19 protein-coding genes are annotated in these 25,533 nt (G+C 72.5%); 8 read left to right on the top strand and 11 right to left on the bottom strand.

The window, feature by feature from the left end:
* Nucleotides 1-49 precede the first annotated feature (49 nt).
* A complete protein-coding gene (locus OIE49_RS24770; protein ID WP_326804199.1) occupies nucleotides 50-604 on the top strand; it encodes a glycoside hydrolase family 25 protein in 555 nt (184 codons plus the stop codon).
* Nucleotides 605-611: 7 nt separating this feature from the next.
* Here the strand turns inward: OIE49_RS24770 and OIE49_RS24765 are convergent, their stop codons facing one another.
* Complete coding sequence (locus OIE49_RS24765; RefSeq protein WP_326804198.1) at nucleotides 612-1,274, bottom strand: NADPH-dependent F420 reductase; 663 nt, start codon at nucleotides 1,272-1,274, stop codon at nucleotides 612-614.
* Nucleotides 1,275-1,517: 243 nt separating this feature from the next.
* Here OIE49_RS24765 and OIE49_RS24760 point away from each other — a divergent pair, with 243 nt between their 5' ends.
* Nucleotides 1,518-3,818: an N-acetylmuramoyl-L-alanine amidase gene (locus OIE49_RS24760; protein WP_326804197.1), complete on the top strand. Its 2,301-nt coding sequence runs from the start codon at nucleotides 1,518-1,520 to the stop codon at nucleotides 3,816-3,818.
* A gap of 61 nt (nucleotides 3,819-3,879) precedes the next feature.
* On the opposite strand, the gene OIE49_RS24755 is transcribed toward OIE49_RS24760, so the two are convergent.
* From OIE49_RS24755 to OIE49_RS24740, 4 genes are all read right to left on the bottom strand, one after another.
* Nucleotides 3,880-4,791, bottom strand: coding sequence for a MerR family transcriptional regulator (locus OIE49_RS24755; protein WP_326804196.1), 912 nt, complete (start codon nucleotides 4,789-4,791; stop codon nucleotides 3,880-3,882).
* Nucleotides 4,792-5,048: 257 nt separating this feature from the next.
* Nucleotides 5,049-6,236, bottom strand: coding sequence for a YVTN family beta-propeller repeat protein (locus tag OIE49_RS24750; RefSeq protein WP_326804195.1), 1,188 nt, complete (start codon nucleotides 6,234-6,236; stop codon nucleotides 5,049-5,051).
* Nucleotides 6,236-7,042, bottom strand: coding sequence for a polysaccharide deacetylase family protein (locus OIE49_RS24745; RefSeq protein ID WP_326804194.1), 807 nt, complete (start codon nucleotides 7,040-7,042; stop codon nucleotides 6,236-6,238). The genes OIE49_RS24750 and OIE49_RS24745 overlap by 1 nt, the downstream gene beginning before the upstream one ends.
* Nucleotides 7,043-7,122: 80 nt before the next feature.
* Nucleotides 7,123-7,626, bottom strand: coding sequence for an ATP-binding protein (locus tag OIE49_RS24740; protein WP_100572171.1), 504 nt, complete (start codon nucleotides 7,624-7,626; stop codon nucleotides 7,123-7,125).
* A gap of 522 nt (nucleotides 7,627-8,148) precedes the next feature.
* Between OIE49_RS24740 and OIE49_RS24735 the strand changes: the two genes are divergently transcribed.
* On the top strand, nucleotides 8,149-9,360 hold the full coding sequence (locus OIE49_RS24735; protein ID WP_326804193.1) for an RNA-guided endonuclease InsQ/TnpB family protein: 1,212 nt from the start codon (nucleotides 8,149-8,151) through the stop codon (nucleotides 9,358-9,360).
* A 34-nt stretch (nucleotides 9,361-9,394) separates the two neighbouring features.
* Here OIE49_RS24735 and OIE49_RS24730 read toward each other — a convergent pair whose 3' ends face one another.
* Nucleotides 9,395-10,162: an enoyl-CoA hydratase/isomerase family protein gene (locus tag OIE49_RS24730; RefSeq protein ID WP_326804192.1), complete on the bottom strand. Its 768-nt coding sequence runs from the start codon at nucleotides 10,160-10,162 to the stop codon at nucleotides 9,395-9,397.
* A gap of 87 nt (nucleotides 10,163-10,249) precedes the next feature.
* Complete coding sequence (locus tag OIE49_RS24725; RefSeq protein WP_234375857.1) at nucleotides 10,250-11,494, bottom strand: L,D-transpeptidase; 1,245 nt, start codon at nucleotides 11,492-11,494, stop codon at nucleotides 10,250-10,252.
* A 463-nt stretch (nucleotides 11,495-11,957) separates the two neighbouring features.
* Between OIE49_RS24725 and glgX the strand changes: the two genes are divergently transcribed.
* A complete protein-coding gene (glgX, locus tag OIE49_RS24720; RefSeq protein WP_326804191.1) occupies nucleotides 11,958-14,219 on the top strand; it encodes a glycogen debranching protein GlgX in 2,262 nt (753 codons plus the stop codon).
* 17 nt (nucleotides 14,220-14,236) lie between these two features.
* On the opposite strand, the gene OIE49_RS24715 is transcribed toward glgX, so the two are convergent.
* From OIE49_RS24715 to OIE49_RS24700, 4 genes are read right to left on the bottom strand one after another with little or no spacing between them, the layout of a single operon-like run.
* Complete coding sequence (locus OIE49_RS24715) at nucleotides 14,237-14,878, bottom strand: response regulator transcription factor (RefSeq protein WP_326804190.1); 642 nt, start codon at nucleotides 14,876-14,878, stop codon at nucleotides 14,237-14,239.
* Nucleotides 14,868-16,118: a sensor histidine kinase gene (locus OIE49_RS24710; RefSeq protein WP_326804189.1), complete on the bottom strand. Its 1,251-nt coding sequence runs from the start codon at nucleotides 16,116-16,118 to the stop codon at nucleotides 14,868-14,870. Before OIE49_RS24710 ends, OIE49_RS24715 begins: the two co-directional genes overlap by 11 nt.
* 25 nt (nucleotides 16,119-16,143) lie before the next feature.
* Nucleotides 16,144-16,893, bottom strand: a complete 750-nt coding sequence (locus tag OIE49_RS24705; protein ID WP_326804188.1) for an ABC transporter permease — start codon at nucleotides 16,891-16,893, stop codon at nucleotides 16,144-16,146.
* Nucleotides 16,890-17,792 carry an ABC transporter ATP-binding protein gene (locus OIE49_RS24700; protein ID WP_326804187.1) on the bottom strand — a complete coding sequence of 301 codons (903 nt, stop codon included), beginning with the start codon at nucleotides 17,790-17,792 and terminating at the stop codon, nucleotides 16,890-16,892. Before OIE49_RS24700 ends, OIE49_RS24705 begins: the two co-directional genes overlap by 4 nt.
* Before the next feature lie 208 nt (nucleotides 17,793-18,000).
* On the opposite strand from OIE49_RS24700, the gene OIE49_RS24695 reads away from it, so the two are divergent.
* From OIE49_RS24695 to OIE49_RS24680, 4 genes are read left to right on the top strand one after another with little or no spacing between them, the layout of a single operon-like run.
* Nucleotides 18,001-19,848 carry an ABC transporter ATP-binding protein gene (locus tag OIE49_RS24695; protein ID WP_326804186.1) on the top strand — a complete coding sequence of 616 codons (1,848 nt, stop codon included), beginning with the start codon at nucleotides 18,001-18,003 and terminating at the stop codon, nucleotides 19,846-19,848.
* Nucleotides 19,845-21,704 (top strand): ABC transporter ATP-binding protein, encoded by a 1,860-nt coding sequence (locus tag OIE49_RS24690; RefSeq protein WP_326804185.1) that lies wholly within the window; start codon nucleotides 19,845-19,847, stop codon nucleotides 21,702-21,704. Before OIE49_RS24695 ends, OIE49_RS24690 begins: the two co-directional genes overlap by 4 nt.
* A 16-nt stretch (nucleotides 21,705-21,720) precedes the next feature.
* Nucleotides 21,721-23,451, top strand: a complete 1,731-nt coding sequence (locus OIE49_RS24685; RefSeq protein ID WP_326804184.1) for an ABC transporter ATP-binding protein — start codon at nucleotides 21,721-21,723, stop codon at nucleotides 23,449-23,451.
* The gene (locus OIE49_RS24680; protein ID WP_326804183.1) at nucleotides 23,448-25,238 is read left to right on the top strand and encodes an ABC transporter ATP-binding protein; all 1,791 of its coding nucleotides are present in this window, start codon (nucleotides 23,448-23,450) and stop codon (nucleotides 25,236-25,238) included. The genes OIE49_RS24685 and OIE49_RS24680 overlap by 4 nt, the downstream gene beginning before the upstream one ends.
* Nucleotides 25,239-25,533: the final 295 nt, after the last annotated feature.

Here is a 25,533-nt window from a genome sequence, read left to right as displayed (position 1 = left end):
CAGAAACCGACCACCGACTCCTCCCCCACGGCACCTTCAGGGAGTGTGCATGCTGCACGGCATCGATGTGAGCGCCTACCAGTCCTCCACCTACGGCACGAGCGGCCTCTCCTTCGTCTTCATCAAGGCGACGGAGGGCCGCACGTACGTCAACTCCAAGCTCAGTGCCCAGACCAAGCACGGCCGTGACGCCGGTCTCGTGGTCGGCTTCTACCACTTCCTGTGGCCCGGCAACATCACCGCGCAGGCGGAGTACTTCGTCTCGCAGGCGCCCGAGAAGGCGGGCGACGTCCTCGCCGTCGACTGGGAGACGACCGGCGAGGGCACGCACGCGACCAACGCGGAGAAGGACGCGTTCATCCGCGCGGTCAAGTCCCTGCGCCCGCACAACCGGGTCGTGCTCTACACGAACAGGAACTTCTGGCTCAACATCGACACCACCTCCTACGCGGGCGACGGCCTGTGGATCGCCGACTACGTCGCCGCCGGGGAGCCCCGGATCAAGGCGAAGTGGCTCTTCCACCAGTACACCGACGACCCGCTGGACAAGGACGTGGCGAACTTCGCCGGCGCGACCGCGCTGCGGCAGTGGGCGGCCGTCTGAGCCGGCACTACCCCCGGAACTGCGCCGGCCGCTCCGGGGACGCCTCGGCCAGGGCCTTGGCGACGGTGTCCGCGCCTGCCTGGAGGCCGTAGACCGGCGTGCCGGGCTGCTGGCGCCAGGAGTCGTCGATGCCACCGCCGTCCACGGTGTCGAAGCCGAGCTGGTCGACGAGCGCCCGCACCTTCGCCTTGGCCGCCTCGTCGTCGCCCGCCACCGGGAGCGCCGTGCGGTCGGGGGCCCCGGCCGGGCGGGGACGTTCGAGGAGGTCCTGGGCGTAGGTCCCGTTGAACGCCTTGATCACCGGATGACCGATCTGCCGTTCGGTCCAGCGGCTCTCGGTGAGCCCCTCGTCCTCGATCCCCGCGATCCTGCCGTCCCGCTCGCGCGGGTAGTAGTTGCCGGTGTCGATCACCGTCACGCCCCCGGCCGCCCCGTCGAGCAGCCCGGGCGGCAGGTTCGGAACCGCCTTGACGGGGACGGTGACCACGACGACCTCGGCGCCGCGCGCCGCCTCCTTTGCGTATACGGGGGTCGCGCCGGTCTCCTCGGCCAGCGCGCCGAGTGTCCGCGGGCCACGGGAGTTCGCCACGGAGACGTCGTGCCCGAGGGCGGTGAGCCGCCGGGTGAGGTTTCCGCCGATGTTGCCCGCGCCGATGATGCCGATCCTCATGTCCGCTCGCCCTGCCTCTCCGGGTCGGTGTCCGGCACAGCTTCCGCAGGTGAGTCGAAACCCCGGGGCGGCGCCGGATATTTCCGTCCCGGTGCCGGCCGGGTGACGCGCGTCACCGGCCATGCCCGGCATGATCACACAACCGTGGACGGATCCCGCGGGTCTACTGAGCGAGTCGTCCCGCCCCCGGGGTGCGGCGGCTCCACTCTTCTCGCTCCTCACGAAGGACATCGCGGATCCGCTATGGGTAGACCTCGCTACATCTGGGGTACGGCTGCCGTCGCCACGGCAGGGATCGTCGGAGGGCTCCTACTGACCACAGGCTCCGATCAGCCGGGCAAGGGCACCGACGGTGACGGCAAGCCGGGTCCCGTCACGAGCCAGGCCCGCACGGCCGCGCTGACGGCGAGCGAGCAGGGCACCAGCGCCGCTCTGAAGCAGGAGCGGACCGAGCCGTTCAGCATGCTCGGCATCACCTGGAACGACCCCTCGGCGCGGGTCGACGGCACGATCGAGGCCCGCACCCGCGCGGCCGGGTCCGGCCAGTGGTCGCAGTGGCTGCGGCTGGACGGCAGCGGCGGTCAGGGCGAGGCGTCCGCCGAGCGCGGCGGCACGGAACCGGCCTGGGTGGGCCCCTCCGACGGCGTGGAGGTGCGGGTCACCGCGGGCGGACGCACGTCCGACCGGCTGCCCGCCGGGCTGCGCCTGGACATGATCGACCCGGGCAGGGCAGCCACGGGCGGCACGGGAGCGATGGAACCGGCGGCCTACGCCGTCGACGCGCCCGACGATCCGTCCGAGTCGCCCGACCCCACGGCCGGCCAGCCGGCCGACACTCCGCCGGAGGAGACACCGGCAGGCGACGATCCCACCACGGAGCCGGTCGAGTCCGGGACTCCGGCCGAGTCCACCCCGCCGAGCCAGGCGCCGAGTTCTTCCGCACCGGCCTCCCCACCCCCGTCCACAACCCCCAGCCCCAGCCCCAGCCCCAGTGCCACCGGACCCAAGGCTCCCCCGTCCACCGCGCCGCGGCCGGCGATCGTGTCGCGGGCCGGGTGGGGCGCCGACGAGACGCTCAGCCCCGAGGCACCCGACTACCTGCCCGGCGGAAAGATCAAGGCGGTGGTGGTCCACCACACCGCGGAGAGCAACAACTACACCTGCGCCGAAGCCCCCGCGATCGTCCGCGGCATCTACGCGTACCACGTCAAACAGCTGAAGTGGAAAGACCTCGGCTACAACTTCCTCGTCGACAAGTGCGGCACGGTCTACGAGGGCCGCAAGGGCGGAGTGGACCTGCCGGTGATGGGCGCCCACGCCTACGGCTTCAACTCCGAGACCACCGGCATATCCGTCCTCGGCACCTACACCGACGTCGCCCCGAGCGACGCGGCGCTGACCTCGGTCGCCCGGATCGCCGCCTGGAAGCTGGGGCAGTACGGCGTGGACCCGGCCGGCACGGCGACCCTCACCGCCGGTGACAGCGGGAGCAACTACGCCCGCAAGACCTGGGCCAAGGGCGCCAAGCTGAGCCTGCCGGCCATCCACGGGCACCGTGACGGCTTCAATACCCAGTGCCCCGGCAACGCGTACTACGCCAAGCTCCCCACCGTCCGTGCCTGGGCCGCCGGCCCCGTCACCGGGCTGGCGATCAAGTCCGTCACCGGTGCGGGCCTGTCCGGCGCGACGTACTACACCCAGGGCGCGATCACCGTGGGCTGGACGGCGACCACCCCGTCCGCGCTGATCGGCGCGTACGAAATCCTCGTCGACGGACAGCCGGTGACCAAGGCCGCCGGAACCGCCACCTCGGCCAAGGCCACGCTGACGCCCGGCAGCCACCAGGTGCAGGTCCGCGCCACCCACCAGTCCGGCAGGACGGCCGTCTCCGCGGCGGCCACGGTCGTCGCGGAGACCACCGCACCGACCTTCCCCACCAAGCCGGCCCTGGCGCTGCGCGCGGGGACGGTGAACACGACCGCGGTCCCGGTCACCCTGAGCTGGAAGGCGGCCGACAACACCGCGCTGAAGGAGGTCAGGCTCACCGCCCCGGCCGCCGCCACGTACGGTCCGACCGCGACCAGCGCCGCCCTCACCGCCACGTCCGGTGCCGCGACCACCTGGTCCCTGACCGCGTACGACCAGGCCGGCAACACCGGCACGGCCGCGGTGTCCGGCACCCCGGTCCTTGTCCAGGAGACGGCCGCGACGAAGACCGGCACCTGGGCGGGCAAGTCCTCGGCCAGCTACCTGGGCGGCCAGTCCTTTGGCAGCTCGACCAAGAACGCCTCCCTGACCTGGGCCTTCACCGGCCGCTCCGTGGCCTGGCTGGTCTCCCGCGCGAGCACCTCCGGGCAGGCCGACATCTACATCGACGGCACCAAGGCCGCCCGGGTCGACCTGCAGTCGGCGACGACCAAGTACCGCGACGCCATCTGGACCAAGACCTGGCCCACCAGTGCGAAGCACACGATCAAGATCGTGGTCGTCGGCACCGCGGGCCGCCCCGCCGTCACCACGGACGGCATCGTGTACCTCAAGTAGGACCACCCCGTCGGGCCCGGCGCCGCCCCATACCGTCGCCGGGCCCGTACGGCCCCCGCGGTCAGCCGTTCACGCGGGCGCGGAGAGCGGCGATCACCCAGGCGAACTCCGTCTCGTACGTCGGAGCGGACGTGCCCTTCAGAGTCGCCAGCAGCTCGCGGTAGCGGGCGAGCCTGGTGTTGTGGGACGCCTCCAGGCGTGCGAGGACGGCCGCATGGTCGGCGTTGCCGAGGAGGTCGTCCAGTACCTCGTCGGCTTCGGGTGCCTCCGGGGCCAGGCCGCGTTCCAGGGCCTGGCCGGTCAGCTGGACGAGCCGCCTGACGAACCACATGGACGCCCCGGCGGGCGTCTCGTGGCCGCGGTCGGAGGCGTTGAACTCGGCCACGCTGCGCATCCGGGCCCGGAACTCCGGGTCCCGCACCAGCTCCGCCAGTTCCACCCAGGCGTCGACCTGCTCGGGTGTCGGGTCCTCGGGCAGGTCCATCGCGGTGCGCCGCATACGTTCCCGGATCTCGGGATCGGCGGTGTCGAGGCCGTGGAACATCTCCTCCACGAACTCCTCCATGATCCGCCTGCGTTCGGCCGCCGACAGCCGGGCCAGTTTGTTCATCAGGGTCATCTCCTCCGCACTCGAGCCGCGCCGGGCCACGGTCGACAGCACCGCCCGGGTCACCTTCAGGGAGCGGATCTGCGCGTCCAGTGCGGCCACGTGGGCCGCCGCGACCTCCGCGACCGTCCGCTCCCCCGCAAGCACCCTGCGCACATCGGCCAGGCCGAGGCCCAGCTCGCGCAGGGTGCGGATCAGCTCCAGGCGGGCGACGCAGGCCGCGTCGTAGAGGCGGTAGCCGCCCGTGGAGCGGGCCACCGGGGGCACGGCGCCCTCGTCCGACCAGTAGCGGATGGTGCGTACGGTCAGTCCGGTGATCCGGGCCAGCTCGCCGATGGTGAGAAGGCCGGTGCCGTCTTCGGTCATGTCGGCGAGTGTGGACCCTCCAGCGGCTGGAGACTCAAGGCGAGTGGTGGGCCGTGGCGCAGCGCGGCCCCGGGCCCGGACCGCGGCCCGGGCCGCCGCCCCCGCACGTCCCCGGTCCGAGGGCGGCGGCGGTCCGCCGCCGCAGACGAGTGGTGATCATGCGCGGCACGATCCCGGCTCCGCGGCGGCGGACGGCGGATCGTCACCCGGCAGTGGCGTGTCCAAGCCATGTCCGACCGGTGCCAACCCGCCGCGGGTCAGCGGAAGACGCCCGTGTGGCCCAGTGAGTAGCGGCCCGGCTGGGGGTACACCGCGAGGCCGTGGGGGCCGCTGCCGACCTTGATGCGGGCCAGTTGGGCGCCGGTGCGGGTGTCGATGGCGTACACCTCGGAGTTGTAGCGGCCCGACAGCCACAGCACCTTGCCGTCGGCGGAGACGCCGCCCATGTCGGGGCTTCCGCCGTTCGGCAGGCGCCACTTCTTGGTCAGCCTGCCCTCGGCGAAGTCGAAGACGGAGATGGTGCCCTCGCCGCGGTTGGAGACGTACATCTCGCGGGAGTCGCGGCTGACGTACAGGCCGTGGGCGCCCTTGCCGGTGGGCAGGAAGCTGGGCTTGCCGAAGGTGTCGCCGTCAAGGATCCACAGCCCGTTGGCCACCATGTCGGCGACGTAGAACCTCTTGCCGTCGGGCGAGATCTTCACGTCCTGCGGCATGGCGCCGCGGACGTCCAGCTTCTGCCGGCCGACGACCTCCATCCGCGCGGTGTCGACCTTGAGCAGTTCGCCGCTGAACTCGCAGGAGACGATGAAGTAGCGGCCGTCCAGGGAGAAGTCGGCGTGGTTGACCCCGGAGCAGGTGACCGGGACGGCCTTGGCCGTCTTCATGGTGTGCGCGTCGCGGAACACGAGCTGGTGGTCCTTGGAGGCCATGACGACGGCGTACTTGCCGTCGGGCGTGAAGTAGAGGTTGTACGGGTCGTGCACGTCGACCGGCTTGCCCGTCTTGCCGGTCCTCGGGTCGATGGGCGTCAGGGAGTTGCCGAGGTCGTTGTTGACCCACAGCGTCTTCAGGTCCCAGGACGGCACGACGTGCTGGGGCTGGCGGCCCACCGGGATGGTCTCGATGACCTTGTACGTCGCGGGGTCGATGACCGTGACGGTGTTGGAGTTGGTGTTGGGGACGTAGACGCGGGACGGAAAGTCCCTGACGACCGGGGATAGTTTGCCGGGGCGGTCGGCGGCGTAGACGTCGGCCGGGTCGAGGACCGGCGGCATGCCGGGCAGCACGTCGGCGGCCTGCTGCTGCCCGGGAGGTACGGGTTCCTTGCTGCCGAGGCCTTCGTCGGCGTGGTTCTTCGAGCCCCCACCGGTGCAGGCGGACAGCGCGGTGAGCGCGAGGCAGGCGGCGCCGGCGGTCAGGGCCCGGGCGAATCGAGTGGGTGACATCAGCTCAGCAGCTCCGTGGTGGTGACCGCGTGGAGGCCGCGGCGGTCGAGTTCTTTGAGTACGTCGGGAAGGGCGGCGACCGTGTCCGGGTACCCGAAGTGCAGGCTCACCACGGATCCGCTCCGTACCTCCGCCAGGACCTTGCGGGTGACGGCCGGGGCGCCGGGCCGGGTGTAGTCGAGGGAGTCGACGTCGTAGGACAGGACGTGCGGGTACCCGGCCGCGCGGGCCAGCCGCTGGACCAGCGGGGAGGCGGTCGGAGCGCGCGAGGGGCGGAACCAGGTGCCGATCGAGCCGGTGAGCCGCTTCAGCCGGTCCGCGCAGCCGGTGATCTCCGCGCGGGCATCGGCCTCCGCCATGTCGTTGACGGCCACGTGGCGCTGGGTGTGGTTGCCGAGGTCGTGGCCGCCGTCGAGGATCCGCCGGGCGAGCTGCGGATACTGGTCGAGCCAGGTGCCGACGGCGAGCACGGTGAGGCGGGCCCCGTGCTCCTCGGCCGCGGTGAGCAGGCCGCGGGCGGTCTCGGGGTCGCCCTGGCCGTGGAAGGTGAGGGCGACGCGGGGCCGGTCGCGCGGGCCATGGGTGATCTGCGCGGGCTGCCGGGGGAAGGCACGCGGCGCGGGCGCGGCCCGCGGGGCGGCGGCGGGCGGGGACTCGGCGGAGGGGGCCGAGGACGCGGCGGAGGACGCGGCGGCGTGGGGGGCGGCACCGGTGGAGGAGCACCCGGCGGCGAGCCCGGCACCGGCGACGAGCCCGGCACCGGTCCGCAGCACGCCGCGGCGGTCGGTCGTGGTCACCCGCACCATTTAAGAGGCGGAGGGTAAGAAAACGGGCGATTCACACGTATGGACGCGAGATGAGCGTCAGTCAGTCGATCGGCCGGCGGTCAGCGGTCGGCCACGCGCATCTCGAACCAGGTCGTCTTGCCCCGCGGCAGCAGATCGACGCCCCAGCGGTCGGACAGCTTGTCGACGAGGAACAGTCCGCGCCCGCTGACGTCCAGCTCCTGCACGGGCATCAGACAGGGCAGCCCCCGGGAGGGGTCGCGGACCTCGACGCGGAGCCAGCCGCGGCGGCGGCGCATCCGCAGACCGAAGACGCGGGCGCCGGTGTGCCGCACCGCGTTCCCGACGAGTTCGGAGACGAGCAGGACGGTGTCCTCGGCCAGTTTCGGGGACAGTCCCCACTGGCGCAGGACGACGACCTGGGTGATCCTGCGGGCGATGGCGGCGGACTCGGGGAGGGACGGGAGCGGAACCTCGCCCTCCGTCGGATTGCCGTGCGACTCCAGCGCTTCGAGCGCCCGTTCGTCCTCGACCGCGGGCGACCAGCGCGCCGCGGTCGCACGTGACTGTCCCCGCGGCTGTCCGATGCCTTCCAGCCCCGCCATGCCCCCATCATGGCCGTCCGGCACCTCCGTGGGGGTCGTTCCGGCGGAATACGCCCCTCGGGCGCCTTCCGCGCACGGCTTGCGAACGGCAGGCGCCGGCGGCACTTCGGGTCCGTCAAAACCCCCGTCGACCTGGGCGGACGGATCGGCTGGAGGCAATCGACCGGCTCCCTCGGCAAGGCAGGCTTGAAGCTGGCTCAAGGCTGCCACAAACCGCCCGCCGAGGGGCCCGAATCAGACGTCACGTCAATTGCAAGGCCGCGGGGGGAGGATTCACCTGCTCTGTTGCGAGGAGGGCCCGGCGTTCACGCCGGATAGGAATCGCATCCTGTGACAGCGGCGCGGAGTGCCACCGCATCCGGATTACGGTGCGCGGGGCGCCCTGACGGTCTGCCCGGCGGAGCCGGTCGAACGCGAACACGTGTACCGGCATGCGCTGGTCGGGGTGATCGCATCGGGAGTGGGATGCGACTGTTCGGGTGTCGTTCGTACGGTCGCATGGTGGGTGCCGAGTGATCGGGGATGCCGGGCATAGCGGCGGTGCGGGAGACCGAGAGGGCGGGGCACGCCCGGTACACGTACCGGTTACGGGTGTCGGCCACGGCCCAGGCGGGGCTGGAAGGGGAGTGGGGGCGCTGCCGGTGGCTCTGGAACGAGTGCGTGGCCCGTTCCAGGAAAGCCCACGCCAGGGGTGAGGCGTGCGGTCCGGCGCGGCTGGACCGGATGCTGACCCGGGCCCGCGCGGTGACACCGTGGCTGGCCGCAGGTGCCTCGGTGCCGCAGCAGCAGATCATCCGCGACTTCGCCGCATCCCGTACAAGGGCACTCAAGGACATCAAGGACCGGCTGCCGCTGAAGCGGCGGGCGGGAATGCCCCGGCACAAGAGGAAACGCGGGGCCGATCCGACGCTGAACTACACCCGGCGCGGCTTCCGGCTCAAGGACGGGCACCTGCACCTGGCGGGCGGGATCGTCCTGACCGTGGTGTGGTCCCGTCCCCTCCCGGCCGAACCCTCCTCGGTGCGCGTCTACCGCGACCATCTCGGCCACTGGTATGCCTCGTTCGTCGTCCCCGCCCCGCTTCAGCCACTCCCGCCGACTGGTACGGTGATCGGAATCGACTGGGGAGTGAGGGAGACCGCCACCACCACCTCCGACGCCCACGACCTCCCCCACCCGCAGCACGGCCAGAAGTCCCAGGCCAAGCTGGGCCGGTACGACCGGATGATGGCCCGCCGCAGGCCGAAGAAGGGGCGGGCCGCGTCGAAGGGCTACCGGGAGGCGAAGAGGTGGCGGGCGAAGACCTACGCGAAGATCGCCCGGCAGCGCCAGGACACCGCCCGTAAGTGGGCGAAGAAGGTCGTGCGCGACCATGACGTGATCGCGGTGGAGGACTTCCGGCCCAAGTTCCTCGCCAGGACGTCGATGGCCCGCAAGGCTGCCGATGCCGCGATCGGCGCCACCAAGCAGGCCCTGATCGAGATGGGCCGCAAGCACGCGCGGGATGTGCGACTGGTGCATCCCGCGCACACCACCATGGACTGCGCGCGATGCGGAGCGAGAACCAAGCACGCACTGCCGCTGTCAGAACGCACCTACACCTGCACCGCGTGCGGAGCCGTCTGTCCCAGGGACAAGAACTCCGCCCGCGTGATGCTCGTCCGGGCAGGTCTGGACCCGGCTGGTGCCGAGGGCGCAAGACCTCCTGGAGCGCCGCTCCAGGAGGCAGCCTGAGCCAGGAATCCCCCCCCCATCGGGGAGGGAGCAGTCAAAGGAACTTCGCCTTGCCGGGACCCTCCTCGACGAAGCTGCGCATGCCGCGCTCGCGGTCCTCCGTGGCGAACAGGCCCGCGAACCAGTTGCGCTCGATGGCGAGCCCGGTCTCCAGGTCCGTCTCCAGGCCGGCGTCGACCGACTCCTTGGCGGCGCGCAGCGCGATCGCGGGCCCCCGGGCGAGCCGGGCGGCCCAGGCGTGCGCCGCCTCGTACACCTCGGCGGCCGGCACCACGCGGTCCACCAGGCCGATCGTGAGGGCCTCGTCGGCCTTGACCTGACGGCCCGTGAAGATGAGGTCCTTGGCCTTGGAGGGGCCGATCAGCCGGGACAGCCGCTGGGTGCCGCCCGCGCCCGGGATCAGGCCGAGCAGGATCTCCGGCTGGCCGAGCTTGGCGTTGTCGGCGGCGATGCGGTAGTCCGCGCAGAGCGCGAGTTCGCAGCCGCCGCCCAGCGCGTAGCCCGTGACCGCGGCGACCACCGGCTTGGGGATACGGGCCACGGCGGTGAAGGAGTCCTGCAGGGCGCGGGCCCGCACGACCATCGCCGCGTGGTCCATCACCTGCATCTCCTTGATGTCCGCGCCCGCCGCGAACACCTTCTCGCCGCCGTAGATCACCACGGCGCGCACGTCCTCGCGGCGGGTGGCCTCCTCGGCGAGCTCCCTGATCCGGTCCTGCGTCGCGACGTCGAGCGCGTTCATGGGCGGGCGGTCGAGGCGCAGCGTGCCGACGCCCTCGGCGACTTCCAGAGATACGGTCATGAGGGCAGGTTAACGTCCACTAACGACAGCCCGCCCGGTGCGGTCGGTCACACCGGGCGGGGCCGTCAGCGGAGACGTCGGGAACGGTCAGGCCTTCCAGTCCTCCCAGGACATGTTCCAGCCGTTCATGCCGTTGTCCGGGGCCACGGTGCGGTCCTGGGAGTTCTTCACGACGACCACGTCGCCGATCAGCGAGCGGTTGAAGAACCAGGCGGCCGGCACCCCGCTGTCGTAGCCGCCGCGCACGTCGCGCAGACCGACGCAGCCGTGGCTGGCGTTGTAGTTGCCGAAGGCGCCGCCGCCCCAGTAGTTGCCGTGGATGAAGGTGCCGGAGTCGGTCAGGCGCATGGCGTGCGGGACGTCCTTGATGTCGTACTCGCCGCCGAACCCGACCGTCTCACCGTTCATACGGGTCACCGTGAGCTTCTCGGTGATGACCATCTGGCCGTTCCAGGTGGCGTTGCCCGGCCGGCCGGCGGTGATGGGGATGGTCCTGACGACCTTGCCCTCATGCATGACCTTCATGGTGTGCTTCTTGGCGTCGACCACGGAGACCTGGTTGCGGCCGATGGTGAAGGAGACCGTCTTGGTCTGCTTGCCGTAGACACCGGGACGGCCCTGGACACCGTCGAAGTTGAGCTTGACGGTGACCTTGGTGCCGGCCTTCCAGTAGTGCTCGGGCCGGAAGTCGAGCCGGTCGTTGCCGAACCAGTGACCGGCGACGTCGACGGCCGGCTCGGTCTTGATCTCGATCGCCTTCTCGACGTCCTTCGGGGCGGTGATGCCCCGGGTGAACCGGAGGGAGAACGGCATTCCGACGCCGACGGTGGAGCCGTCCTCGGGCGTGAAGTAGCCGACGAAGGTGTTCTGCGGCGTCAGTGTGGTGAAGCTGGAGTCCTCGGCCGCCTCACGGCCCGCGGAGTCCTTGGCGACCGCGTGCACCGTGTACTTGGTGGAGGCGGCCAGGTGGAGGTCCGGGGTCCACGAGGTGCCGTCGGCGGATATCCGCCCGGCTATCGCGGTGCCCTTGCCGTCCTTGACGTCGACCTGGGTGAGCTTGCCCTTGCTCGCGCCGACCTTGAGTGCGCCGCTGGTGTCGACGGACTCGGCGCCGTTCTTGGGCGCGATGGTCACGACCGCCTGCGACTGCTCGCTGCGGGCGCTTTCGGCCTCCTTGTTCTTCCCCGTACTGGATGCCGGGTCCTGGGTGTCGCCCCCGCCGCAGGCGGTGACGGCCAGGAGCAGCACGCCGGAGGCCAGCGCGAGCAGCCCCTTGCTCCCCCGTCGCCCGCGCGCGCCCACCGACGCCCCCGATATCGGCCGCATGTTCACTTGTTTCTCCCCTCCCCGGGCCGGCCCCGACCCGTACCCCAGCGCGCCGTACGCGCTCTGGCGCATATTAACCACAAGGTCAGAGGCGAGATGTCAGGCGATTGTCACTGTTCCGTCCCAACTTCAACGACCGCCGGAAACAACCCTCTTGTCTCGACGCCGGCCCCACCGGATTACTTCACCGCGCCGCCCTTCTCCCAACCCTCGGTACGGCGGCCGGTGCGGCCCCCATGCGCCGTGTGCGCCCGGTTACGTGCCTCATGGGCCGCCCAACGACCGTCGTGCCCCCGGGAAACGTGAGTGCGAGGCAAGCTCTGGGCAGAACAGAGGGGAGGACCGCGCGACGGGGAGCCGCGACCGGGGGGCAGCCGCAGGGGGGGGCGGGGCCGGAGGCGGGCACGAGCCGGAAGAGCCGCACAGAGTCGCAGAGAGCCGCAGAGAGCCGAATAAAGGGGCCGCCCTGGTGTCCAGCGCAGCCGAACAGGAGGCGGTGGCGGGCGGGCGCGCCACCGGGGAGGAGCGGCCGTCCGCCGCCGTGAACGGCGTGCGGCGGGCCGCGCCGCCGTCCGGCGTGCCCGTGTGGCCAGGTGCGCCGACGCCACTGGGCGCCCGTTTCCGGGCGGGCCCCGACGGGGCGGCCGGCACCGGCTTCGCGCTGTGGGCGGGCGGGGCGGAGGCCGTCGACCTGTGCCTGTTCGACGGTCCGGGCCCGGACGCCAGGGAGACGAGGGTCCGGCTGACCGAGCTGACGCACGAGACCTGGCACGGTTTCATACCCGGGATCCTGCCGGGGCAGCGCTACGGCTACCGCGTGCACGGCCGCTGGGACCCGTGGACGGGCGCCCGCTGGAACCCGGCGAAGCTGCTGCTCGACCCGTACGCGCCTGCGGTGGACGGCGAGTTCCGGCTGCCGCCGGAGGTCTACGGGCACGTACGCGACTGGCCGGACCAGCACGTGGCGGACACCGTGCGCGACGAACGGGACTCCGCGCCGTACGTGCCCAAGGGCGTCGTCGTCCACGATGACGACGACTGGTCCGACGACCGCCGCCCCGGCACGCCCTGGGCGGACTCGGTGATCTACGAACTGCATGTGCGCGGCTTCACCAGGCTTCACCCCGGGGTCCCCGAGGAACTGCGGGGGACGTACGCGGGTCTGGCCCACCCGGCGGCGGTCGAGCACCTGGTGAGGCTGGGCGTGACGGCGGTGGAGCTGCTGCCGGTGCACCAGTTCGCGCACGAGGACCATCTGCTGCGCCGCGGCCTGCGCAACTACTGGGGCTACAACTCGATCGGCTACTTCGCCCCGCACGCCGGCTACGCCTCCTCCGGCACCGCGGGAGCGCAGGTGGGCGAGTTCAAGCGGATGGTGCGCGCCCTGCACGCGGCCGGGATCGAGGTGATCCTCGACGTGGTCTACAACCACACGGCGGAGGCCAACGAGTACGGCCCGACACTGTCGTTGAAGGGCGTCGACAACCAGCGCTACTACCGCCTCCAGCCGGACGCCCGCAGGTACGCCGACTACACCGGCTGCGGCAACACCCTGCACGTGGTCCAGCCGAACGTGCTGCGCCTGATCACCGACTCGCTGCGGTACTGGGTGACGGAGATGGGCGTGGACGGCTTCCGCTTCGACCTCGCCGCCGCCTTGGCCCGCGCGATGCACGACGTCGACATGCTCTCGCCGTTCCTCGCGGTCATCGCGCAGGATCCGGTGCTGCGCCGCGTCAAGCTGATCGCCGAGCCGTGGGACGTCGGCTCGGGCGGCTACCAGGTGGGCGCCTTCCCGCCGCTGTGGACGGAGTGGAACGACCGCTACCGCGACACGGTGCGGGACTTCTGGCGGCACGCGCTGCCGGACGTGCGGGAGATGGGCTACCGGCTGTCCGGCTCCAGCGATCTGTACGCCTGGGGCGGCCGCCGCCCCTACGCGTCCGTCAACTTCGTCACCTCGCACGACGGTTTCACCCTGCGCGACCTGGTGTCCTACGAGCGCAAGCACAACGAGGCCAACGGGGAGGGCAACCGGGACGGCACCGACGACAACCGGTCCTGGAACTGCGGGGCGGAGGGCGAGACGGACGACGAGCGGGTGCGGGCGCTGCGGCGCCGGCAGCTGCGCAACCTCGTGACCACCCTGCTGCTGTCGACGGGTGTGCCGATGCTGGTCGCGGGCGACGAGCTGGGGCGCACCCAGGGCGGCAACAACAACGCCTACTGCCAGGACAACGAGACGGGCTGGCTGGACTGGAGCCTGCTCGAGGACCCCGGCTGGCGGGAGCTGTCGGAGCTGACCTCCCGTCTGATCGCGTTGCGCCACCGGCACCCGGTGCTGCGCCGCCGCGCGTTCTTCTCGGGGCGCGCGCACTCGGCGGACGGGCTGCGGGACCTGGCCTGGTTCACCCCGTGCGGCACGGAGATGACGGAGCAGGACTGGTACGCCCCCGCGGCCACCCTGGGGATGTACCTGTCCGGCCGGGACATCCCGGGCCGCGACGAGCGCGGTGCCCCGATCGTCGACGACAGCTTCCTCGCTGTGCTGCACGCCGGGGACCGCCCGGTGGACTTCGTCCTGCCGGGGCCGCCGTGGGCGCGGCGGTACGAGGTGGTCGTGGACACCTCGCGGGAGGACCAGACGCGGGCGCCGGGCGAGGAACACGCCTCGGCCGCCGCGATCACGGTGCCGGCGAGGTGCGTCCTGCTGCTCAGGGTCGTGGACTAGGGCCGCTCATCGGACTTTCAGCCGAGGATGCCCCGGTCGTAGGCGACCGCGACCGCCGCCGCGCGGTCCTTGACGCCGAGCTTGGCGTACAGGTGGGTGAGGTGGGTCTTCACGGTGGCCTCGCTGATGAACAGCTCGCGGGCGATCTCCCGGTTGGAGGTGCCCCTGGCGACCAGGGCCAGCACCTCGCGCTCGCGGGCCGAGAGCGGCTCCTTGCCCGGGGCGGGCGCGCGGACCGCCGAGACCAGCCGGGAGGCCACGGCCGGGGAGAGGACCGTACGGCCCTCGGCCGCGGCGCGGACGGCCGTGAACAGCTCGTCGCGCGGGGCGTCCTTGAGCAGATAGCCGGTCGCGCCCGCCTCGATCGCGGGCAGGGTGTCGGAGTCGGTGTCGTACGTCGTCAGGACCAGCACCTTGGAGCGGGCGCCGCGACGGGTCAGCTCCCGGATGGCGTCCACGCCGGAGCCGCCCGGCATGCGCAGGTCCATCAGGATCACGTCCGGGTCGAGCGCGGCGGCCTTCCGGACCGCCTCGACGCCGTTCGGCGCCTCGGCGAGGACGGTGAATCCGGGCGCGGACTCGAACATGCCGCGCAGGCCGTCGAGCACGACGGGATGGTCGTCGACGATCAGCAGGGAGATCACGGCGTCATCGGTCATGGCGCACCAACGGTACGCGAGCCGAGACGGCCGTGCCGTGCCCCGGCTCCGACTCGACCGTGAGGGAGCCCGCGATGCGCTCGGCGCGGGCCCGCATGCCGTCCAGACCGAAGCCGCCACCGCGGGTGCGCTCGGGTACGGCGGCCGGGTCGAAGCCGGTGCCGTCGTCGCGGACGTCCAGCGTGACCTCGTCGCCCATGAAGGACAGGGTCACCCCGACCCGGGCCGGGCGGGCGTGCCGGGCCGCGTTGGAGAGGGACTCCTGGGCGATGCGCAGCAGGGTCGCCGAGACCTCGTCGTGGAGCTGCTCGGCGGTGCCGGTGACGGTGAAGCCGGCCCGTACGCCGGTGCGTTCGCCCCATTCGGCGACCGTCTTCGTCAGCGCCCCCGGCAGCCCGTCGTCGGCGAGGGCGACCGGGGCGAGGTTGTGCACCGAGCGGCGGGCCTCGCCGAGACTGTGCCGGGCCAGGCCGGAGGCACGCTCCAGGTGGACGCGGGCGGTGTCCAGGTCAGGGGCGTTCGCGACGACCTGGAGCTGGGCGATGATCCCGGTCAGGCCCTGCGCGAGGGTGTCGTGGATCTCGGCCGCGAGCCGGCGGCGCTCGTCGGCGACACCCGCCTCCCGCGCCTGAACAAGGAGTTGGGCGTGCAGCGCCGCGTTCTCGTCGAGGGCCTGCTGCAACGCCGTGTTGGTGCGCTCCAGTTCGGCGATGGTGTCGGCCTGGACGGCGGCGCGGGCCTGCTCCTGCTCGGCATACCGGGTGAACACACTGACCAAGCACATGTTGATGGCCAGGACCAGGAAGAAGCCGAGCCACAGGATCACCCCGTGCGGCGGCATGCCGCCGATCTCGCTGCCGGACATGGTGACGGCGGTCAGGAGGAGACCGGGCATCACCAGGCGGCGGGGCAGCTCGCGGCCGGCGGTGTAGTAGCCGGTCACGGCGTAGAAGGCGAAGAACGGATTGATCCAGGTCAGCACGAAGCCCATGGCCCAGCGCAGGAGATAGAGGCCGGCACCGGTACGGCTCGGACCCGGCCGCCTCCGTTTCACCCTCGCCCAGCCCACCTGCAGCACGACCGCCGCGGCCACGAGCACGCCCGAGACGGCCGTCTCGGACCGGTCCATGCCGATCAGGCGCGCGGACAGGGCCGCCGCGACGACACTGGCGGCCAGCAGCGCCCAGGGCCCCCAGGTGTCGAAGGAGGCCCGGGGCTGCTCGTACGCCGTGCACGTCATCCCACCAGTGTCCGGCACGGCCCGCTTACTCCCAGCGGAACCAGCGTGCGGCCCCCGCGGTGAGCAGCACCGTCCACGCGGCCGTCACCCCCAGGTGGGACCAGCCCGGCCAGGGGCCCGCCGCGGCCTGGTTCAGGGCCTGGGCGGCGGCGCCGAACGGGGTGAAGCCGACGATCCGGGCGAGCACGTCCGGCATGGCCTGCACCGGCAGCCACAGGCCCGCGCTGAACATCATCGGGAAGAGCGCCGCGGACCCGATCGCGCCCGCGATCCGCGTGGTGCGGGACAGCGCGGAGATCATCGCGCCCAGGGCGAGCGCGGCGGACACGGCCAGCAGCAGGGCGAGGACGTAGCCGAACGGCTGCCTCGGCAGGGTCACGCCGAAGGCGAGCCGGCCGACGGTGAGCGCGAGCAGCGCCGAGGCCAGGGCCGCGCCCCCGAACACCACCATGTGCGCGGACAGCAGGGCGGCGGGCCGGACCGGGGTGGTGGACATCCGGCGCAGGATGCCGCGTTCGCGGTAGCCGGTGAGGACCTGCGGCATGCCCTGGAGTCCGCCGAGGAGCAGCCCGAGCAGCACCGTGACCGGCACGTAGGCGTCGATGGGACGCAGGCCCCCGAAGGACGGGTCGGCCTGGCGGAAGGACGGGATGGAGCCGAGGATCACCAGGAGCACGGTGGGGAACAGCAGAATCCAGAAGATCGCGCCGGGCTCACGGCCGAACAGCCGGATCTCGGTGCGCAGTACGGCCGGGTCGACCAGGGTGTTGCTCATGCCCCGACCTCCGTCAGGTCCAGGAAGGCGTCGTCGAGGGTGGCGTCGACGACGCGGAGTTGATGGGCGGTGATGTGGTGGCGGGCGAGCAGCGTGATGACGGCGTTGACGGTCTCGTCGGATCCGGAGAGGGTGATCCGGCCGTCCTTGCGGGCGATGGAGGCGAGTTCGGGCAGCGCGTTCAGGTCACGGTCGTCCAGCGGCGCGGACGGGGTGAAGCTGATGACGGTGGCGCCGGCCGAGCGCCGGATCAGGCCCTGCGGGGTGTCCAGGGCGGCGATCCGCCCCCGGTCGATCACGGCGATCCGGTCGCACAGCCGCTGTGCCTCCTCCATGAAGTGCGTGACCAGCAGCACGGTGACACCGCCCGCGCGGACGTCCTCGATGAGCTGCCAGGTGTCGCGGCGGGCGCGCGGGTCCAGGCCGGTGGTCAGTTCGTCGAGGACGACGATCCGCGGGTTGCCGACGAGGGCGAGCGCGATGAACAGCCGCTGCTTCTGGCCGCCGGAGAGCTTGGCGAAGCGGGTGGTGAGCTTCTCGGTCAGGCCGAGGCGTTCGGCCAGTGGCCGCCAGTCGGCCGGGTCCGGGTAGAACGACGCGTACAGCTGGAGCGCCTCGCGGACGGTGAGCTTGGCCTGCAACTCGCTCTGCTGGAGCTGGGCACCGAGCACGCGGGCGACCTGTTCGTGGTCGGCGACGGGGTCGAGGCCGGTGACGCGGACGCGGCCCGCGTCGGGGACGCGCAGGCCCTCGACGCACTCGACGGTGGTGGTCTTGCCGACGCCGTTCGGGCCGAGGATGCCGAAGATCTCGCCCTCCTCGACGGCGAAGGAGACGCCGTCGACGACGGTCCGGCCGCCGTAGGACTTGCGCAGTTCGCTGACTTCGATGACGGACATGGCACCAGAATCCCGGCGGACGGGGCCCGCGCACATCGCCCGGCGCGCTCGATGCCGTATCAGCCGATCGGTTGATACGGCCCTACGACCGGACCGGGTCCGACGTGGTCCCCGCGGTCGAAAACGCAGGTCGTAGGACCAGCGGCGGAGTCCGGTCCGGTCAAAACTCGGTGGGCTGCGCCGGTGCCGGTCCGTAGGCTCGCCCGTGATGCCCACGACACCTGACACCCCCGAGGACCGTACCGGCCCCCCCGGTCCGACCGGCCGTTCGGCCGTCCGCACCCTGTTGCGCCTGTGGCCCTATGTGCGGCCGGTCCGCATACGGCTGTTCATCGCCGCGTCCACCGCGATCGTCGCCTCCTGCGTGGGGCTGGTGATCCCGCTCGTCCTGAAGTGGATGGTGGACGGGCCGATCGCCGACCGGGATCCGCGCGGCGTGTGGCTCGGCGCGCTGTACCTGCTGCTGCTCGGGGTCGGGGAGGCACTACTGTTCGGGCTGCGGCGGTGGCTGGTGGCGCGGCCGCTGTCGCACGTCGAGGCGGAGATGCGGGCGAACCTGTACGGGCATCTGCAACGGCTGCCGGTCGCCTTCCACGACCGGTGGGCGTCGGGGCAGTTGCTGTCCCGGGGCACGACGGACCTGATGCTGCTGCGCATGTTCCTCGCCTTCCCGCTCATGTTCCTGCTGGTCAACGGGGTCACCATCCTCGTGGGCGTGGTCATCATGCTGATGCAGGACTGGACGCTCGGACTGGTGATGCTGGCGCCCGCCGTGCCGCTGATCGCCTTCAGCGCGGTGTTCGAGAAGCGGTACGCGCACGTGGCGCGGCTGGCGCAGGACCAGGTCGGGGATCTGACGACGGTGGTCGAGGAGAGCGTGCTCGGCGTCCGCGTCATCAAGGGGTTCGGCCGGCACCGCAGCCAGGCGCGGGCGTTCCGCGACCTGTCGCGGACCCTGCGGGGCACGGAGCTGCACAAGGCCCGTCTGCTCGCGGCCATCTGGACGGTCATCATGACCCTGCCGGAGGTGGCCATCGGGGCCACGCTGGTGGTGGGCTCGGTGCAGGTGGCCTCCGGCGGTCTCTCGGCGGGGACCCTGGTCGCCTTCCTGTCCACGGCGCTCGCCCTGCGCTGGCCGGTGGAGTCGATCGGCTTCCTGCTGGCGATGAGCCAGGAGGCGGCGACGGCGACCGAGCGGTACTTCGAGGTGATGGACGCGGAACCGGAGTCGGGGCGCCCGGCGGCGCCCGGCGCGCGCACGCCCGGGCCGGCCGGCGGCTCGGACGGCCCGGCGCACGAGGGGCTCCGCTTCGACAACGTCCGCTTCCGCTACCCCGACGCCCCGCCCGGATCCCCGCCCCTCCTGGACCGCATCGACCTGCACATCCGCCCCGGTGAGTCGATGGCCCTGGTCGGGGCGACCGGCAGCGGCAAGACGACCCTGACGGCGCTGGTCCCCCGCCTCCACGAGGTGACCTCGGGGCGGATCACGCTGGACGGCGAGGACATCACCGCGATGTCCCGCGAGGAACTGCGCACGATGGTCGCGGTGGCCTTCGAGGAGCCGACCCTGTTCTCGGCGAGCGTCGGCGACAACGTCCTGATGGGCGCCGACGGCAGCGCCGGGGACGCCGAACTGGACCGCGCGCTGTCCGTCGCCCAGGCCGGCTTCGCGCACACCCTCCCCCAGGGCACCGCGACCCAGGTCGGTGAGCAGGGCCTCAGTCTCTCCGGCGGCCAGCGGCAGCGCCTCGCGCTGGCCCGTGCCGTCGTCGGAGGGCCCCGGTTCCTGATCCTGGACGACCCGCTGTCCGCCCTGGACGTGCACACGGAGGCGGCCGTGGAGGCGGCCCTGCGCCAGGTGCTGACCGACACCACCGCCCTGATCGTGGCGCACCGCCCCTCCACGGTCCTGCTCGCCGACCGGGTCGCCCTGCTCTCCGGCGGCCGGATCACCGCCGTGGGCACCCACCACGAACTGCTGCGCACCAACACCGAGTACGCCCATCTGATGTCGGGCGGACGCTCGCCGGAAGAGGAGGACGACGAGCGATGACGGCACCCACGAAGCCCGTCCGGACCACCGGCGACGAACAGGACCCGCCTCGCCCCGAGGACACCCGCGACCCCTTCGACCGCGACGTCCTGCCCACTCCGCCGGGCGCCACGTCCGCCCTGCTGCGCTCCCTGCTGACACCCATGAAGGCCCGGGTCGCCGGCACCACGCTCCTGCTGCTGCTCCAGCAACTGGCCGTCCAGGCGGGCCCGCTGCTCGTGGCGTACGCGATCGACACCGCCGTACCGGCGTTCCGCGACCACGACCGCGGCCCGCTGATCGCGGTGGCGGTCGGCTATCTGCTGTGCGCGCTCGCCTCCGGCGCGCTCCAGTGGGCGTTCATCGTCGCCTCGGCCCGGGTCAACCAGGACGTGCTGCTGGATCTGCGCGGCCGGATCTTCCGCCAGGGGCAGGCGCTCAGCGTCGACTTCCACGAGCGCTACACCTCGGGCCGGCTGATCTCCCGTTCCACCACGGACGTGGAGTCGCTGCGCGAACTGCTCAGCGAGGGGCTCCAGGAACTCGTCACGGTCGTACTGTCCTTCTTCTGCATCTCGGCGATGCTGCTGTGGCTGGACCTGGGTCTCGGCGCGGTGGCGGTGGCGTCCTTCGTGCCGCTGCACGTGCTGGTCCGGGCGTACCGGCGGCGCGCGGGGCGGGTGTTCCAGGAGCGGTCGACCGCGATCGCCGCGGTGATCGTGAAGTTCGTGGAGACGATGAACGGCATCCGGCCGGTGCGCGCGTTCCGCCGCGAGGCCGCCAACGACGCCGGTTTCCGGATCCTGAACCGGCGCCACGAGCGCACCAACGGCGACGCCCTGCTGGAGATGGCCCGCTATGTCGTCGGCTCCCGGCTGGTGGCCAACACGGCGGTCGCGGTGATCGTGCTGTGGGGCGCCTACCGGGTGACGGACGGCTCGCTGGAGCTGGGCGTGCTGGCGGCGGCGGTGCTGTACCTGCGCCGGCTGTACGACCCCATCGACCGGCTCGGCATGTTCCTCAACTCCTACGAGTCGGCGGCCGCGTCGCTGGAGAAGATCGCGGGTTTGCTGGCGCAGACGCCGTCCGTGCCCGAGCCGTCGGCGCCCCGGCCGCTCCCGGCGCCGAGGCCGGGCCTGCCCGGCCGCGAGGTGGTCTTCGACGGGGTCGGCTTCGGCTACCGCACGGGCGGCGAGGTGCTGCCCCGCTTCGAGCTGGTCGTTCCGGCCGGGCAGACCGTCGCCGTGGTCGGCTCCACCGGCGCGGGCAAGTCCACGCTGGCCAAGCTGCTGGCCCGCTTCTACGACCCCACCGAGGGGCGGGTGCTGCTCGACGGGGTGGACCTGCGCGAACTCGCCGTGTCCGAACTGCGGCGCGGGGTGGTCATGGTGACGCAGGAGACCTTCCTGTTCTCCGGCACGGTCGCGGAGAACATCGCGATCGGCCGCCCGGACGCCACCCGTGAGGAGATCGAGCAGGCGGCGAAGGCGATCGGCGCGCACGACTTCATCAGCGCCCTGCCCGACGGCTACGACACGGACGTACGCAAGCGGGGCGGCCGCATCTCCGCGGGCCAGCGTCAACTGGTCTCCTTCGCACGGGCGTTGCTCGCCGATCCGGCGGTGCTCATCCTCGACGAGGCGACCAGCTCGCTGGACGTGCCCGGCGAGCGGGCGGTGCAGACGGCGATGACCACGGTGCTGCGGGGGCGTACGGCGGTGGTGATCGCCCACCGGCTGTCCACCGTGGAGATCGCCGACCGGGTGCTGGTGATGGAGCACGGCCGGATCGTGGAGGACGGCGCCCCGGCCGAACTCGTCGCGGGCACGGGCCGCTTCGCGGACCTGCACCGCGCCTGGCGCGACAGCCTGGCCTGAGGGGACGGGACACACGGTGATCGACGCCTATGAGGATCCCGGGACACCCGACTGCCGGGGCGGATGGCGGTATCTGTGGTGGCTGGTGATGCGCCAGCCGGGCCGGTCGGCGGCCGGGGCGCTCCTGGCCAGCGCGTGGATGGTGCTGCTCGCGGCCACGCCGTACCTGATGTCCCGGGCGATCGACGACGGACTCCAGCGGGGGAACATGGCCGCGCTGGCCGGCTGGACCGGGCTGCTGTTCGCGGTCGGGGTGTTCAACGCCTGGCTGAGCATGATGCGGCACCGCACGATGACCCGGGTGCGGATGGACGCCAACTTCCGCACCGTCAAGGTCGTCGTCGACCACGTGGTCCGGCTGGGCGCCGCGCTGCCGCGCCGGGTCGGGGCCGGGGAGGTCGTCACGATCGGCGTCGGCGACGTCCAGACGATCAGCACGTGCCTGACCGTGGTCGGCCCGGGGGTCGGCTCGGTCGTGGTCTACGCGGTCGTGGCCGGGCTGCTGCTGTCGGTCTCGGCGCAGTTGGCGGCCGTCGTCCTGCTCGGGGTACCGCTGATCGCCGTGCTGGTGGGGCCGCTGATGCGGCGGTTGCAGGGTACGGAGGGCGAGTACCGGGAGCGGCAGCGCGTGCTGACCGCGCGGATCGACGACCTTGCGGGCGGGCTGCGAGTCCTCAACGGGCTCGGCGGCAAGGGGCTGTTCGCGGACGCCTTCCGCCGCGACTCGCAGCGGCTGCGGGCGCAGGGCTACCGGGTGGGCGCGGTGACCAGCTGGATGCAGGCCTTCGGCGTGGGCCTGCCGACCCTGTTCCTGGCCGTGGTGACCTGGCTGGCGGCCCGGCTGGCCGCCGAGGGGCGGATCACGGTGGGCGAGCTGGTGTCGGTGTACGGCTATGTGGCGGTGCTGGTGGGGCCGGTGGCGTTCTTCGTCGACATGGGGTACCAGCTCGGCCGGGGTGTGGTCGCCGCCCGCCGGGTGGCACGGCTGTTGCGGGTGCAACCGGAGGAAGACACCGGAACGCACGACGGGCCGGGCGAACCGGCGGTGCTGTACGACCCGGTCTCCGGGGTCCGGGTGGCGCCCGGCCGGCTGACCGCGCTGGCCGGGGCCCGGCCCGCCGACGCGGCGGCCGTGGTCGACCGCCTGGGCCGGTACGAGCCGTCCGCGGCCACCTGGGGCGAGCTGCGGCTCGACGCGATCGGGCTGCCCCGGGTCCGGGAGCGGATCCTGATCGCCGACAACGAGGCCGACCTGTTCGCCGGGACCCTGCGGGAGCTGGTGTGCGGGCGCCGGGAGCGCGCGGACGCCGAGATGACGCGGGCGGTGCGCGCGGCCGTCGCCGAGGACGTCGTGCAGGGGCTGCCGGACGGGCTCGACTCGGCCGTGACCGCCCAGGGCCGCAGTCTCTCCGGCGGTCAGCGGCAGCGGGTCCGGCTGGTGCGGGCGCTGCTTGCCGACCCGGAGGTGCTGCTGGCCGTGGAGCCCACCTCGGCACTCGACGCGCACACCGAGGCCGCGGTCGCCGACCGGCTGCGCGGGGCCCGCGAGGGCCGCACGACGGTCGTCACGACCACTTCCCCGCTGGTGCTGGACCACGCCGACACCGTCCACTACCTGGTCGACGGCAAGGTCGCCGCCAGCGGCAGCCATCGCGAACTGCTCGACTCGGAACCGGGTTACCGGGCGCTGGTGGCGCGCGACACCGGGGACGGCGACACCCTGAGCGCACAGGAGGCAGCACGGTGACGGATCGGGCTCCGGGACGGTTGCCGGTCGCCGGACCGGCGGACGTACGGCGGGCGGCGCTGCGGCTGATCCGGGCGGACCGGCGGGCCTTCGCGGCCGTGCTGGCGCTGAACGCGCTGGCCGCCGTCGCCGGCCTCGCCGGGCCCTGGCTGCTCGGCCGGATCGTGGACCACGTGAGGGCCGGGGGCGGGGTCGGCGCCGTGGACCGGATGGCGCTCGCCATCCTGGTGTGCGCGCTCGCGCAGTTGCTGCTGGCGCGCTGGGCCCGGTACGTGGGCCACCGCTTCGGCGAACGCACGCTGGCCCGGGTGCGCGAGGAGTTCGTCGGCCGGGCGCTGGGCCTGCCCGCCTCGGTGGTCGAGCGGGCCGGCACCGGCGATCTGACCACGCGCGGCACCGCCGACGTGGCCACCGTGGGCACGACGCTGCGCGACGTGGGGCCCGAGCTGCTGGTGTGCGGCATGGAGGCGCTGTTCGTGCTGGTCGCGGTGTTCGTGCTCGACCCGCTGCTGGGCGTCGTGGGCGTGCTGGCGCTGACCCCGATCTGGTTCGCGCTGCGCTGGTACCTGCGCCGGGCGCGGGACGGCTACCTCGCCGAGGGCGCGGCCACCTCCGAGGTGGCCGAGGTGCTGGCGGCGACCGCCTCCGGAGCCCGTACGGTCGAGGCGTTCCGCCTGGCCGGACGGCGGGTCGCGGCGAGCCGGGACGCGCTGGAGACGTCCCGGCGCACCCGCCTGTACACGCTGTTCCTGCGCAGCGTGTTCTTCCCGGCGGTGGAGGTGTCGTACATCCTGCCCGTGGCCGGGGTGCTCCTGGTGGGCGGTGCGCTGTACGGGCGCGGGACGATGAGCCTGGGCGCGGTGGTGGCCGCCGCGCTGTATCTGCGGCAGTTCACCGAGCCCCTCGACCAGATCCTGATGCGGGTGGAGCAACTGCAGAGCAGCGGGGCCTCCTTCGCGCGAGTAGAGGGCCTGGCGCGGGCACCGGAGGCCGTACCGGGCGGCTCACCGGAACCGGCGGACGACCGCATCGACGTGACCGGGGCGCGCTACGCCTACGAACGCGGCGGCGAGGTGCTGCGCGGAGTCGACCTGACGGTGCGTCCCGGGGAGCGGCTGGCGGTGGTCGGCCCGTCCGGCGCGGGCAAGACCACGCTGAGCAGGCTGCTGGCCGGCGTCGACGCGCCGACGGCGGGCTCGGTCACCGTGGGCGGGGTACCCGTGGCCGGTCTGGAGCCGGAGCGGCTGCGCCGCCAGGTCGTCCTGGTCACCCAGGAGCACCATGTGTTCCTCGGCACGGTCCGGGACAACCTGCGCATCGCCGAACCCCGTGCCACCGACGAGGAGTTGTGGTCGGCCCTCGCGGCCGTGGGGGCCGACGCCTGGGTACGGGAACTGCCGCAGGGCCTGGACACCGGGCTGGGTGCGACCGGTCACCGCACCGACGGCTCGCAGGCCCAGCAACTCGCCCTGGCCCGCGTGGTGCTGGCCGATCCGCACACCCTGATCCTGGACGAGGCCACGGCGTTGCTCGACCCGGCCACGGCCCGCCACACCGAGCGCGCCCTCGCCGCCGTCCTGCGGGGCCGCACGGTCATCGCCATCGCCCACCGCCTGCACACCGCCCACGACGCCGACCGGGTCGCCGTCATGGAGGACGGCCGCCTGACCGAACTGGGCACCCACGACGACCTGGTCGCCGCCGGCGGGGCGTACGCGGCGCTGTGGCACACCTGGCACGGGAACGGCGCGACGCCGTCGGGCGAGGGCGGCGGCGCGGTCTCGTAGGAGCCGCCGCGGGGTGCCCGCGGCCGGGGCGGGCCGCCCGCCGAACCTTCTGATTTCGGTCGACATCGTGCCGTCCTGCCATGGCGACCACGGCATCGATCCGGCCGCTCGGATGGCTGAAAATCGCCCACCCCCCGGCAGGCTCCACAGCCGGGACCTCGGACACCGGATCCGAGGTCCAAGCCGCCTTCCGAGGCCAGTTCATGACGCCGCAACATTTACCGGACAGTCATCTTTGAGCCAACATCACTTCGGGGCGCTGACATGTACGCGTCCTTGGTGCCACTCTTCCTCC

The sequence above is a fragment of the Streptomyces sp. NBC_01788 genome, assembly GCF_035917575.1.
Classification (GTDB): domain Bacteria; phylum Actinomycetota; class Actinomycetes; order Streptomycetales; family Streptomycetaceae; genus Streptomyces.
The sequence above is the reverse complement of the archived record's forward strand: the minus strand, read 5'-3'. Positions and strand labels throughout refer to the sequence as shown.